Raw genomic sequence first — 13,150 nt, 5'->3', positions numbered from 1 at the left:
CCGCCCGGGTGCCGGGTATTCCGCTTGCTTTCCCCTGACGCATGTCCCCAGCTACGGCCCGCCCGGCCGGTGGAGCGTGCGTCATGTCAGAACATCCCTCCGCAGCATCGAGCGACCCTTCCCAGGCAACGGATGGATCACCCGCCCGCCCCAGCCGGCGTGGCTTTTTGCAGAGCGCGGCCGCCGCGGCGTCGGCGCTTGCGTTGCCGTACGAGTCGGCGGGCGCGCGCACTGATGCGTCGGCCCCGGCACGTCCGGCGGCGTTGGCACCGGCGCGGCCCGTGTCCCTCAATATCAACGGCAAGCCGTATGCGTTGTCGCTAGAGCCGCGTGTCACATTGCTCGATGCGCTGCGCGAGGTGCTCGGCCTGACCGGCACCAAGAAGGGCTGCGACCGCGGTCAGTGCGGCGCGTGCACTGTCCTCGTGAATGGTCGGCGCATTAACAGCTGCCTGACCCTGGCGATCATGCACGAGGGCGAGGCCATCACCACCGTTGAAGGGTTGGCGCATGCGCATGAAGGCGTGGTTGACCGCGCGGCGCTGCATCCGGTGCAGGCGGCCTTTCTTGAACACGACGCGTTCCAGTGCGGCTATTGCACGCCGGGGCAGATTTGCTCGGCTGTCGCCGTGTTGGAAGAGGCGGGCCGCGGCATGCCGAGCGCCGTCACGTCGCCCGCGGCGCTCGGCAATGACGGCGCCGTTGCGCTGACCGAAGACGAAATACGCGAGCGTATGAGCGGCAACCTCTGCCGCTGCGGCGCGTACCCCAACATCGTGGCGGCAATTCGTGTAGTGGCCGCCAAGTCGGGCAACGTTGCCTGAGGAGCCGTCATGCAATCGATTGCTTATGACCGTGCATCTTCCGTCGAGGCCGCCGTGCGCCTGGGCAACGAGCCGGGCGCGCGCTATATCGGCGGGGGGACGAATCTGCTGGACCTGATGAAGGGCGGCGTCGAGCAACCGCAGCGGCTGGTGGACGTGAGCCGCCTGCCGCTGGCGCAGATTCGCGCGTTGCCCGACGGTGGCCTGCGCCTGGGCGCGATGGCGCGCAATGCCGATACGGCGGCGCATCCGCTGGTGCGCTCGCGCTATCCGCTCCTGAGCGAAGCGATTGTGTCGGGCGCGTCTGGCCAACTGCGCAACATGGCCACCAACGGCGGCAACCTGATGCAGCGCACGCGTTGCCATTACTTCTACGACACGGCGTACCCGGCGTGCAACAAGCGGCAGCCCGGTTCCGGCTGTGCCGCGCGCGAGGGCTTCAATCGCATGCACGCCATCCTCGGCGCCAGCGAGGCCTGCGTGGCGACGCATCCGTCCGACATGGCTGTCGCCTTGGCCGCGCTCGACGCCACGGTGGTGGTGCACGGCGCGCGCGGTGAGCGGCGTATCCCGTTCGAAGCGTTCCATCGGCTGCCGGAAGCGCATCCCGAGATCGACACGACGCTCGGGCCCGGCGAGTTGATCGTCGCCATCGATCTGCCGCCGCCCGTGTTCGGCCCTCACGTGCATTACCTGAAGGTGCGCGACCGTGCCAGTTATGCGTTTGCGCTGGTGTCGGTGGCTGCGGCGCTGGCGTTGCAAGCGGATGGGCGGACGATCCGGGAGGCGCGCATCGCGCTGGGCGGCGTCGCGCACAAGCCGTGGCGTGCGCATGCGGCCGAGCAGATGCTGGCGGGGCAGGTGCTGGACGCGCAGTTGTTTGCCCAGGCCGGCGCGTTGGCCGTGCAGGGCGCACAGCCATTGCGCGACAACGGTTTCAAGGTGCCGCTCACACAGCGTGCAGTGGCGCGCGCGCTAACCGTGGCTTCCGACCCGACTGGAGGTGTGGCATGAGCAACGTCGGCCAACCGCTGGATCGCACTGACGGTCTGCTTAAAGTCACGGGCCAGGCACGCTACTCCGCCGAGTTTCAGGTGCCGCGTCTGGTACATGCGGTGCTGGTGCAAAGCACGGTGCCCGCCGGCCGGATCAGCCGGGTCGATGCGCACGTCGCGCAGGCCATGCCCGGCGTGCTGCTGGTGATGACGCACGAGAACGCGCCGCGCTTGCCAAACGATGGCAAGCCCGCGCTGGAACCACCGGCCGGACGCGTGCTCTCGTTGCTGCAGGACGATCAGGTGCATTACAACGGCCAGCCCGTCGCGCTAGTGGTGGGCGACACGCTGGAACATGCGCAGGCCGCAGCGCGCATGGTGCGCGTGGAGGTTGCGCAGCAGGCGGCGCGGCTCGATTTCGAAACCGCCCGCGCCGATGCGCACTCGCCCGGCAAGGTGCAGGGGCAGTCGGCCGATACCATGCGCGGCGATTTGGCCGCCGGCATGGCGCAAGCGGCGCAGCGCATCGAGGCCGTCTACGGTACGCCCATGGAAACGCACAACCCCATGGAGCCCCACGCGACCATCGCGGTGTGGGAGGGCGATTCCCTCACGTTGTACGACAGCACGCAGTACGTCTCGGGTGTGCGCCGCACCGTCGCCAAGACGCTTGGCCTGTCGCCTGACAAACTCCGTGTGGTGTGCCCGTTCGTGGGCGGCGGGTTCGGCTGCAAGGGCTCGGTGTGGTCGCATGTGGTGCTGGCGGCGATGGCCGCGCGCCAGGCCGGGCGGCCCGTCAAGCTGGTCCTGGAGCGGCCGCAGATGTTCGGCCCGGTCGGCGGGCGCCCGCGCACCGAGCAGCGCATCGCCTTGGGCGCCGGCCCCGATGGCCGCTTCACCGCCATCTCTCACGACTCGCTGACCACCACGTCGATGATTGAAGACTGGACCGAGCCCTGCGCCGTCGTGACCCGCATGCTCTACGACACGCCCCACCAGCGGACGACGCATCGGCTCGCGCGCCTCAACATCGGCACGCCGACGTTCATGCGGGCGCCCGGCGAAGCCACCGGTACGTTCGCACTGGAAGTGGCACTGGATGAGATGGCCTACGCGCTCGGTATCGACCCGGTGGAGCTGCGCCTGCGCAACGATGCGGTACAGGACCCGGAAAAACGCCTCCCGTGGTCGAGCAAATCGCTGGCGGCGTGTTATCGCGCCGGCGCCGAGCGCTTTGGCTGGGCACGTCGCAATCCCCAACCGGGCAGCATGCGCCAGGGCAATACACGTGTCGGGTGGGGCATGGCCACGGCCACGTACCCCGCAAACCGCAGTGCCGCGGCCGCCACCGCGCGCTACCTGCCGGACGGCACGGTGCAGGTCGAATCGGGCTCGCAGGATCTGGGCACCGGCACCTACACGGTGATGACGCAGGTAGCGGCGGATGCCATGGGCGTGCCGGTCGACCGCGTGCACTTCAGCTTGGGCGACACGCGCATGCCCGAGGCGCCGGTGTCGGGCGGATCGCAGAGCGCGGCCAGCGTCTCGCCCGCCGTGCAGGCTGCGGGCACGCAGGCGCGCGATGCGTTGATTGCCGCAGCCGTTGCCGATGCCAGCTCGCCGCTGCACGGGCTCGCTGCAGACGAGGTCACCGTGGCCGACGGCTTCCTCAGCGCCCGCAGCGGTGCGCGCGAGCCCGTGGCTGCCGTGGTCGCCCGCTACGGCCGTCCCATCGAGGTGACCGCCAAGGTGCAGCCGGGCGAGGAAAAGCAGAAGTTCTCAATGCACTCGTTCGGTGCGGTGTTTGTCGAGGTGCATGTCGATGCGGATCTGGGCGTGGTCCGCGTCTCGCGCATCGTCGGCAGCTACGGCGTGGGGCGGTTGCTCAATGCCAAGACCGGCCGCAGCCAGCTCATGGGCGGCATCGTCTGGGGCATGGGCATGGCGCTGTTCGAAGAGAGCCTGCTGGACCCGCGTTACGGTCGTATCGTCAACAACAACCTGGCGGAGTACCACGTGCCCGTCAACGCCGATGTGCCCGACATCGACATCCTCGTGCTCGATGAGGCGGACCCGCACATCAACCCGCTCGGCGCCAAGGGCATCGGCGAGATCGGTATCACGGGCGTGCCGGCAGCCATCGCCAATGCCGTCTATCACGCCACCGGCCGGCGCGTGCGCGAATTGCCGATCACGCTCGACAAGCTCATCTGAGCATATGAAAAAGCCCCGCTGGCGCATCACCAGCGGGGCCAGAGTGGGCCAAGAGGCGGAAAACGGAGGATGCCTGGAGACCGGCCCGTAACTGCTCAATACGCGGCGAACGCGGCGAATGCCGTTATGCCGTTGGGCGCATCAATTCGGAACCGGATACCCGTAGACTGTACCGCCGGCTTCGCGAGAGCGGCCGGCCGGGTCGCTGCGCATGCCGTCCGAATACGGATCGAAGCGGCCGCTGCGCGCGCCCTCGGTATACGTGTCGAAGCGTCCGGTGCGGGCACCATCGCTATAGACGTCGAACCGTTCGGCGCGTGCATCCTGCCCGAACACTTCCACGCGGGTGGCCTGCGCCCAAGCGCTGCCCGCCGCGAGGGCCCCGACCGCCAGCATGGCGGCCAACCCCATCTGCTTGAGTCGCATGGCGAACTCCTTCTTCAACTGATTTTCGGTACTGTTTTAGGCGTGGTCATTTGCTGTCTTGCCACGGTCTACAGCCTAGGTCAGAGGGCATACCGTATCCACGGTGGTGCGACGAACGGTTCGTTGTCGGCGCCGAAATGATGCAAGTCAGCGCGAACGGCGTTCAAAGGCGCGCCAATGGCGTAGCGCCTCCGTTCATTCCCCAACCTTTTTGTCTAAACAAGAGATCGGTTGAAAGCCCGTGCTCGGCTTTGATGCACCACAGCAGGGCATCTCCAGCCCGCAAGCCTTTCGATAGGCCGATTTGGTGCAGTGCATTAAGAGCGATGCGTGCTTACCACACTTGGTAGAACGATTCCGTGAATTGCTTTGCCGCGCATATGGGCTTTTGTTAAATTTGCGCGGCACTTCCGACACGGAAGTAAGGAAACGGAGGAGCCCAACCTCATGCACACGGGGTCGGGCGGTTTGAGACAACTCTTTTATTACGAGCCCACATGAAAAAGTCTGCCATTCTGGTTGCAGTTGGCGCCCTGTTCGCAGGTTCTGCCTACGCCCAATCGAGCGTGACGCTGTACGGTATTGTCGATACCAGCATTCACTACATCAACAACGCCAACCAAGCTGGCAACAGCGTGACCCAGATGGAAAGCGGCGCTGTGTCGAACAGCCGCTGGGGCCTGAAGGGCTCGGAAGACCTGGGCGGCGGCACCAAGGCTCTGTTCGTGCTGGAAAGCGGCTTCAACTCGGCCACTGGCAAGATGAGCAGCGCTGGTACGTTGTTCAACCGTCAGTCGTTCGTGGGTCTGTCGAACAAGGACCTGGGCACCATCACCCTGGGTCGTCAATACAACTTCGGCTTCACGACGGGCGGCAACTTCGACCCGCTGGGCGTGGGTAACTATGACGGCAACTCGTGGATGTACTACGGCCTGACCGGTCTGCGTGAATCGAACATGCTGAAGTACGAAGGCAAGTGGAACGGCCTGTCGGTCGGCCTGGCCTACGGCTTTGGCGAAGTTCCGGGTGCAGCAAGCCAGAACTCGTACGTTGGCGGCACGGTGGCCTATGAATTCGGCCCGGCCTACATCGGCGCATTCGCACAGCAGCACAAGGATATTGCTGGCAACAAGCAAACCGTTTGGGGTATCGGTGGTAACTACACCATCGCTGCGGCCAAGCTGTTCGCAGGCTACATCGACAGCAGCGACGCCACGGGTTGCGTGAACAGCTCGGCAAACTGCGTCGGCGGCAGCGCCTTTGGCCTGAACATCTACGGCAACGCCACCTCGGGCGCTGGCCTGACCCCGGGCGCCACGAAGCGTCGTGACCACGTCGGCATCCTGGGCGTGACGTACAACATCACCCCGGCCCTGGCTCTGACGGGCGCGTTCTACTACGACAGCATTAACAACGCTGCTCTGACCGCCGGCAACGACGGCAAGCGCTACACCGGTGTTCTGCTGGCCGAGTACGCCCTGTCCAAGCGCACGCAAGTGTATGGCACGGTCGACTACAACAAGGTCAAGGACGCAGCTCTGCCGGAACTGTCGGGTGGCGGCAACGCAACCGGCGTTGGCAAGTCGAACCAGACGAGCGTTGGCGTGGGTATCCGCCACATCTTCTAATCGACGCTGTCACTCGATTGGGAACGGAAAAGGCGCCTTCGGGCGCCTTTTCTTTTGCCTGCCGTTTTTGTACTTCGCCGGGGCGAGCTTGCCTGGGCATCGGCCTACAATGTTTCTTTCCGTTTCTTTCCTCCGACATTGCGCCATGACTTCCGCACGTACTGCCCGCCGTCGTCTGATTGCTTCTGCTGCGCTACTGTGCGCCGGTCTGCCGTTGCTTGCTGCTGCGCCGGTGCAAGCGCAGGACTATCCGGCCAAGCCGATCCGCATCATCGTCGCGTACCCGACCGGCGGCATTTCCGACAACGTGGCGCGTGCGCTCGGTGAAAAGCTGTCGGCGCAACTGGGCCAGCCGGTGGTGGTGGAAAACCGGGCGGGTGCCGGCGGCAGCATCGGCATGGACGCCGTAGCCAAGGCGGCTCCGGATGGCTACACGCTGGGCTTTTCGTCGGTGAGCCCGCTGACGCTCAATCCGCATTTCGGCAAGCTGCCGTACGACCCGCAGAAAGACATCGCGCCCGTGGCCAATGTCATGTACGCACCGATGATCCTGCTGGGCACGCCTTCGTTCACCGGCAAGAGCTTTGCCGACATGCTGAGCCAGTCGCGGGCCAAGCCAGGTTCGATCCGCTGGTCGACATCGGGCCTCGGTACGGTGGGGCATCTGGCGCTGGAGCAGATCAAGTCGCAGGCGCGTGTGGATATCACGCTCATCCCGTACAAGGGCGGTGGCCAGCAACTGACCGATGCGCTGGGCGGCCAGGTTGAAGTCATGTCGACCAACGTCGGCCGGACCCTGATGCAACACATCACGAGCGGCGAGCTGCGCCCGCTCGCGGTGGGTGCGCCGCACCGGCTCGATGCGCTGCCTAATGTGCCGACCTTCACCGAGCTGGGTTACGCCAAGGCGAATATGGCGTCGACCTTCGGCGTGTTCGCGCCCGCCAAGACGCCGGCCCCCGTGATTGCCCGATTGAACGCCGAGATCAACAAGGCGCTGGCCGCGCCCGATCTGCGCGAGCGCCTCACGCAGGCCGCCGTGGTGCCGGCGGGCGGCACCGCCGAGCAATTTGCCGCGGCCATCCGCGCGGAATACGACAGCAACGGCCGCATCGTGCGCGCCGCCGGCATCAAGGAACAGTGAGCCGGCTTACGCCGTAAACCGGTACCCCACGCCGACTTCGGTCAGCAGGTGTTCGGGCCGCGCCGGATCGCGTTCCAGCTTGTGGCGCAGATGGCCCATGTAGATGCGCAGGTAGTGGCTGCTGTCGGAATGCGCCGGGCCCCAGACTTCGCGCAGCAGCTCGCGGTGCGTCATCACGGTGCCGCGGCGGCCGAGCAGCACCGCCAGCAGCCGGTATTCGATCGGGGTGAGATGCACCGCCTCGCCGTTGCGGCTGACCAGGCGGCGCGCCAGGTCGACTTCCACCTCGCCGAAGCGGATGACGCTGCCGCCGTCTTCGCCGCGCTTGGCATGTCGCCGCAACAGCACGCGCAGGCGCGCAACCAGTTCGCCCACGCCGAAGGGTTTGGTCAGGTAATCATCCGCGCCCGCATCCAGCGCTTCGATCTTGTCGCGCTCATCCACGCGGGCCGAAAGCACGAGCACCGGCACTTCCGTCCAGGTGCGCAACTCGCGAATCAGCTGCATGCCGTCGCCATCGGGCAGGCCGAGATCGAGGATCACCGCATCCGGCTGACGCGTGCCCGCTTCGATCAGGCCGCGCTCGACGCGGTCGGCTTCGTGGACTTCGCAGCCTTCCTCTTCCAGCGCCGCGCGCACGAAGCGCCGGATGTGCGGTTCGTCATCGATGACGAGGACAGTGGGTGTGAATGTGAACGGCATGGCAGGCATTGTAGAGCGAGTGCCCATGAATAACGGACCCCGCAGGGTCCGTTTTTCATGGGGCGAGGCTGCTTCGCTCAGGCCTTCTTCGCCCAGGCGCTGCACCAGCCCTTGTTGGCGACGTCCTTGCCGGCGAACAGCGGGCAGCCGCCTTGCGCAGCCGTACCGCCTTGGTACAGGGCGCAGTTGCCGCAGTGCTGATCCGGCGTGTGCTTCGGGAACTTGGCCTTGTCGGCCTTGGTCGTGTCAGCCACGTAGCCCAGTGCCTTGGCTTGCGGATCGGTTTCCGCCACCATCGGTGCAGCCAGTGCCAGGTCCGACATCGACATGACGGCGCCCGCGGCGGCCACGATGGGGATGCTCTTCAGGAATTGACGACGATTGGACATGCTGATTCCTTTTGTGGGAGTGTGTTGTGTGGCGTCCCGTGCCGCCCGCGCAGTGCTCAGGCTCGCCCTAGGGGACAGCGGACGGCGTCGGCGCGCCGTTTACCCGCTTGTGCATTCTGGCACAGCAATCGGGCGGCGGCATCTGCGTCCGGTCAATGTTCCCCATACCTGAGCGCAGCAATCGCGGATGTTCGTGGCCTTCGATCGGCGCCGTGCCATGCCGCGCAGGTACCCACATGCACCGTGCGATCGGGACGTGCAGCCGTCAGCGCGGGGCGCCGCCCCCCAAATGGCTGGCCGACCCCGGTGGCAATTTGCCGCACGCGCGTGCGTACTTACTTCAGTAGACCCCGCAATGCGTTTAAGAATGCGTCGCATTCATCGTCGGTGCCGACGGTGATGCGCAGATGCTGGTCGATGCGTGCGAGCTTGAAGTGGCGCACGAAGATGGCTTGCTCTTTCAGGCGCGCCGCGAGCGTAGCCGCATCGTGGGCCGGATGCCGGGCGAAGACAAAGTTCGCCATCGACGGCACGACTTCGAACCCCAGCGCCTGCAGCGCTTGCGTCAGTCGCACGCGGCTTGCCACCACGCGTGCGCACGTGGTGCGGAAGTACGCATCGTCTTCGTAAGCCGCTTGGGCGGCCGCCTGCGCAAGGCGGTCCAGCGGATACGAATTGAAGCTGTCTTTCACGCGGTTGAGCGCTTCGATCAGCGCCGCGTGCCCGAACGCGAAGCCGATCCGCATGCCGGCCAGCGAGCGCGACTTCGACGTCGTGTGCACAACCAGCAGGTTGGGATAGCGGTGGATGAGCGCAATGGCGGACTTCGCGCCGAAATCCACATAAGCCTCATCGACCACTACGACCGACGACGGGTTCGCGGCGACGATCCGCTCGATCTCCGCCAGCGGCAGCGCGTGGCCGGTCGGAGCGTTCGGGTTCGGGAACAGCACGCCGCCTGCGTCGTCAAGATAGTCGTCGGCGCGGATGGAGAAATCGTCTGCCAGCGGCACCACTTCGTGCTGCACGCCGTACAGCCGCGCGTAGGTCGGATAGAAGCTGTATGAGATGTCGGGAAAGCGCAGCGGCTTGTCGTGCTTGAGCAGCGCCTGAAAGACGTGCGCCAGCACTTCGTCCGACCCGTTGCCGGCAAAAACCTGTTCCGGCCGGAGGCCGACATGCGCGGCGACCGTCTCGCGCAGCCGGCGCGAGAGCGGATCGGGATAACGGCGCAGGCTGTCGCCCGTCTCGCCCAGTGCTGCAGAGATTGCCGCCACCACGCGCGGCGACGGCGGGTACGGGTTCTCGTTGGTGTTCAGCTTGATGGGCCGCGCGATGTCCGGCTGCTCGCCCGGGACATAGGGCACAAGTTGCTGAACGATATCGCTCCAATATCGGCTCACGGTTCGAATCCTGATGGGTGGTGATTTTCAGTGTGCCCGCAGCGCGATCGAGGAATCAAAAAATGCAGGGGGACTGGACACGGTTCGGAAACAGGCAAACAGCACGTTCCAGCAGAAGCGCGGTTCTGAAAGGGAAACCGTACAAGTTTGGCTTAATCTTTGATGTTTGGCGCGCCCGGCTGGGATCGAACCAGCAACCCCTGCCTTCGGAGGGCAGTACTCTATCCATTGAGCTACGGGCGCATATCGGCGCAGAACGCGCCGAAAAGGAAGCCCCACAGGATAGCGCATTTGGGCGCAAGCGTCCATCGCAGCCCTGTGAGCCCCTGGGTATGACGCCTGCTGCTACAACGTTTCGTTGGGTTTTTGACGCAGGTCGAAAAGCGGCGCCTAGGGCTGTCCCGCGTGTCAAAGGCCAAAGCATTGCGGATATAATCGCGCGTTATTTGCCAGAAGAAAGACGGGGACAGGTCTGTCTGGGCCGACGCGGCGATTGCATCGCCATGGTCTTCCTGCCCTCATCGCGATCCAATGCGGCCCCCACGCACTGCCGGCGATGCTCGTGACCTTGCCGGCGGCGCTCCGAGGGCTCCAAGAGCGGTTCCACCATCCTGAGAGTTGAGCATGAGCGACGCGCAACACGACGAACACGAGCCTCTGATCAAGACCCCCAAGCAGCTGATCATCGCGGTCATCGCCGCCTTTGCCGTTCCCATCCTCATCATCATCCTGCTGGCCAATTACGTTGGCCTGGGCGCCCGGGAAGGCGCAGGCGGTTCCGGCATGTCGGAAGAGGCCGTCAACGATCGCATCAAGCCCGTTGCACAACTCGAACTGAAAGACCCGAACGCACCGCGCGTTTTCAAGACTGGCGAGCAGCTCTACAAGGAAGTCTGCGCGACCTGCCACGCTGCAGGCGTGGCCGGCGCGCCGAAATTTGGCGATGCGGCAAGCTGGGGTCCGCGGCTGCCGCAGGGCCTGGATGGCCTGACGAAGGTGGCGCTGGCCGGCAAGGGGGGCATGCCCGCACGCGGCGGCACGTCGCCCGATGATGTGAGCGACTACGAAATCGAGCGTGCCATCGTCTACATGGCCAACTCGGCCGGTGGCAAGCTGCAGGAACCGGCCGCCCCGGCAGGCGCGGGCGCAGCACCGGCTCAGGCAGCGGCGCCGGATGCATCCGCACCGGCGGCAGCACAGGCTCCGGCCGCTGCTGCGCCGGCACCGGCAGCAGCACCGGTCGCGCCGGCTGCAGCCGCCGCACCGCAAGCCTCGGCGGGCGAAGTTGGCAAGAAGGTCTACGATTCGACGTGCCAGATGTGCCACGCCGCCGGTGTGGCTGGCGCGCCGAAGTTTGGCGACAAGGCCGCCTGGGCGCCGCGGATTGCCCAAGGCAAGGCCAAGTTGTATGACTCGGCGCTGCACGGCAAGGGCGCGATGCCGCCCAAGGGCACTTACGCCGGCTCTGACGACGATGTGAAAGCCGCCGTCGACTACATGGCCGCTGCTGCCAAGTAAGCCGCTCTGCATTCGTGAAGAAGCCCGCCTCGAGCGGGCTTTTTTGTTGCCTGTGACCCGTCCTGAATAAGGTTGACACTTTTTCCCCGACAGGGAGTGAGCGTCAAGATGGAAGGGCAGAAGAAGCGAACGCAGAGGGACTACACGCTGGCTTTTAAGTTGGCAGTGGTTGAGCAGGTGGAAAAAGGCGAGCTGACCTACAAAGAGGCACAGCGACGCTATGGCATTCAGGGTCGCTCGACGGTGCTGGTATGGTTGCGCAAGCACGGACGACAGGACTGGAGCGCCTCAGCGGAGGCCAAAACCACGATGGAAAATCAAAGCAGCCAGCGCAAGTCGCTCACGCCAGAGCAGCGCATCAAGGAATTGGAAGTGCAGTTGCGGGAGGCCCAAGAGAAGGCACGCCTGTTCGAGGCGGTGATCGACGTGATCCAGAAAGAGCATGGGGCGCGCGTCGTAAAAAAGCCTTCGGGCAGGTCCTCACGCAAAAGCTCGTCCAAGGGCTGAGTGTGGGCAGGGCCTGCCGCTACATTGGCATCAGCCGCCAGGCGTACTACAAACGCCAGCAAAGCGAGACACGGCAAAGCGCGCGTGAGGCCAAGGTCTGTGCGTTGGTCAACCACTTACGGCTGCGCCAGCCGCGCTTGGGTACGCGCAAGCTCCAGCACGTGCTGCGCACGCCCCTGGCCGAGGCAGGCATCCAGGTTGGCCGGGATCGCCTGTTCGATATCCTGCGTGCAGCCCGGCTGCTGGTCGTGCCGCAGCGGGCGTATCACAAGACCACACACAGTCATCATCGCTTCCGGCGCCATCCCAATCTGCTCAAGGACGGCCCGAACCAGGTCATCCCCACCGGGCCGGAGCAGGTCTGGGTGGCCGACATTACCTATCTGCCGACCGCCCAGCGCTGTGCGTACCTGAGTCTGGTGACTGACGCCTACTCGCGCAAGATCGTGGGCTACCGCGTGCATGACAGCCTGCATGCCGAGTCGGTCGCCCAGGCGTTGAAGATGGCGCTGAAGACGCGCCATACGCGACAGCCTCTGGTTCATCACTCGGATCGGGGCATCCAATACTGTTCAGCCGAGTACCAGCGCATCCATCAGCGGCACGGCATCACGTGCTCCATGACCGACGGCTACGACTGCTACCAGAATGCCCTGGCCGAACGGGTCAACGGCATCCTCAAAGGGGAGTTGCTGCTCAAGCGCCCCGCCGACCTAGAGCAGGCCGCACGCATGGTGGCGCAGGCCGTGCATATCTACAACCACGAACGGCCTCATCTGGCCTTGAAATACAAAACGCCCGATGCGGTGCATCGGGCGCTCGCTGACTGAGCACTGTGTCAACCTATGGCAGGACTTGACACTGCCGCAGCACTGTCACGCGCGGGGCATGCCGTTTGCTACGCATTTTTTGATGTGCGGAGAACGATGCAGCCATGCTGCTGCGCCGCGCATACGTCTGTGCAATGAGGCAAACGGAGGTTGCGATGCGAACGGAACGAACGACGCTGATCTACTGGGTGGCGGCTGCGCTGGCAATGGGTGGCTCGACAGCCATGGCGGCCGACAACTGGGTCAAGCTGGCCCCGCTGGCGAACAACAGCGGCTCGCTCTATCTGGACAAAGACTCCATCGAGCGCAACGCGGATGGCACCGTGCGCGCCACCACGCGCGACGCCTATGACGCGCCGCGCAAGCTGTCGGACGGCAAGGCGTATCAATACGATACGCGCACGTCCGTCTACGACTGCAAGGAGGGGCGAATCCTGCCGGTCAGTGCGCTGATCCAGGACAGCCAGCACGGCACGGTGCTCACCAAGACCATCGACGGCCCGCGCTGGGAGGCCGTCGTGCCGCGCTCAGAGGGGGAGGCGATCCTGCGCGCCGTGTGCCAAAAGTAGT

The 13,150-nt window shown here is 65.2% G+C and carries 11 protein-coding genes, 1 tRNA gene and 1 pseudogene; 8 read left to right on the top strand and 5 right to left on the bottom strand.

The features are described 5' to 3' along the window. Positions 1–83 precede the first annotated feature (83 nt). Genes RP6297_RS14135 through RP6297_RS14125 form a run of 3 tightly spaced genes read left to right on the top strand, consistent with a single transcriptional unit; the run spans position 84 to position 4,033 of the window. Complete coding sequence (locus tag RP6297_RS14135; RefSeq protein WP_009239691.1) at positions 84–824, top strand: 2Fe-2S iron-sulfur cluster-binding protein; 741 nt, start codon at positions 84–86, stop codon at positions 822–824. A 9-nt stretch (positions 825–833) separates the two neighbouring features. Then, on the top strand, positions 834–1,838 hold the full coding sequence (locus RP6297_RS14130) for an FAD binding domain-containing protein (protein WP_009239692.1): 1,005 nt from the start codon (positions 834–836) through the stop codon (positions 1,836–1,838). Then, complete coding sequence (locus RP6297_RS14125) at positions 1,835–4,033, top strand: xanthine dehydrogenase family protein molybdopterin-binding subunit (RefSeq protein ID WP_009239693.1); 2,199 nt, start codon at positions 1,835–1,837, stop codon at positions 4,031–4,033. Before RP6297_RS14130 ends, RP6297_RS14125 begins: the two co-directional genes overlap by 4 nt. A 141-nt stretch (positions 4,034–4,174) precedes the next feature. On the opposite strand, the gene RP6297_RS14120 is transcribed toward RP6297_RS14125, so the two are convergent. Next, the gene (locus RP6297_RS14120; RefSeq protein WP_009239694.1) at positions 4,175–4,459 is read right to left on the bottom strand and encodes a hypothetical protein; all 285 of its coding nucleotides are present in this window, start codon (positions 4,457–4,459) and stop codon (positions 4,175–4,177) included. Between the two features lie 497 nt (positions 4,460–4,956). Here RP6297_RS14120 and RP6297_RS14115 point away from each other — a divergent pair, with 497 nt between their 5' ends. Then, positions 4,957–6,087, top strand: a complete 1,131-nt coding sequence (locus tag RP6297_RS14115; protein WP_004628872.1) for a porin — start codon at positions 4,957–4,959, stop codon at positions 6,085–6,087. Positions 6,088–6,232: 145 nt separating this feature from the next. After that, positions 6,233–7,231, top strand: coding sequence for a Bug family tripartite tricarboxylate transporter substrate binding protein (locus RP6297_RS14110; protein ID WP_009239695.1), 999 nt, complete (start codon positions 6,233–6,235; stop codon positions 7,229–7,231). Between the two features lie 6 nt (positions 7,232–7,237). Here RP6297_RS14110 and kdpE read toward each other — a convergent pair whose 3' ends face one another. The 4 genes from kdpE to RP6297_RS14090 all read right to left on the bottom strand — a co-directional run bounded on the left by kdpE (position 7,238) and on the right by RP6297_RS14090 (position 9,968). Then, positions 7,238–7,942, bottom strand: coding sequence for a two-component system response regulator KdpE (gene kdpE / locus RP6297_RS14105; RefSeq protein ID WP_009277253.1), 705 nt, complete (start codon positions 7,940–7,942; stop codon positions 7,238–7,240). Positions 7,943–8,010: 68 nt separating this feature from the next. After that, the gene (locus RP6297_RS14100; RefSeq protein ID WP_004628878.1) at positions 8,011–8,322 is read right to left on the bottom strand and encodes a high-potential iron-sulfur protein; all 312 of its coding nucleotides are present in this window, start codon (positions 8,320–8,322) and stop codon (positions 8,011–8,013) included. Between the two features lie 335 nt (positions 8,323–8,657). Beyond that, positions 8,658–9,725, bottom strand: coding sequence for a histidinol-phosphate transaminase (gene hisC, locus RP6297_RS14095; RefSeq protein WP_009239697.1), 1,068 nt, complete (start codon positions 9,723–9,725; stop codon positions 8,658–8,660). 167 nt (positions 9,726–9,892) lie between these two features. Further along, positions 9,893–9,968: transfer RNA gene (locus RP6297_RS14090), tRNA-Arg, on the bottom strand. Between the two features lie 381 nt (positions 9,969–10,349). Between RP6297_RS14090 and RP6297_RS14085 the strand changes: the two genes are divergently transcribed. The 3 genes and pseudogenes from RP6297_RS14085 to RP6297_RS14075 all read left to right on the top strand — a co-directional run bounded on the left by RP6297_RS14085 (position 10,350) and on the right by RP6297_RS14075 (position 13,149). Continuing rightward, positions 10,350–11,243 (top strand): c-type cytochrome, encoded by an 894-nt coding sequence (locus tag RP6297_RS14085; RefSeq protein ID WP_009239698.1) that lies wholly within the window; start codon positions 10,350–10,352, stop codon positions 11,241–11,243. A 108-nt stretch (positions 11,244–11,351) separates the two neighbouring features. Further along, positions 11,352–12,568 (top strand): annotated as a pseudogene (locus tag RP6297_RS14080) (IS3 family transposase); the annotation flags it as partial. Positions 12,569–12,735: 167 nt separating this feature from the next. Next, positions 12,736–13,149, top strand: coding sequence for a surface-adhesin E family protein (locus RP6297_RS14075; RefSeq protein ID WP_009239699.1), 414 nt, complete (start codon positions 12,736–12,738; stop codon positions 13,147–13,149). The last annotated feature ends 1 nt before the right edge of the window (position 13,150 follow it).

This window comes from Ralstonia pickettii, assembly GCF_016466415.2.
GTDB classification, from domain to species: Bacteria; Pseudomonadota; Gammaproteobacteria; order Burkholderiales; family Burkholderiaceae; genus Ralstonia; species Ralstonia pickettii.
The sequence above is the reverse complement of the archived record's forward strand: the minus strand, read 5'-3'. Positions and strand labels throughout refer to the sequence as shown.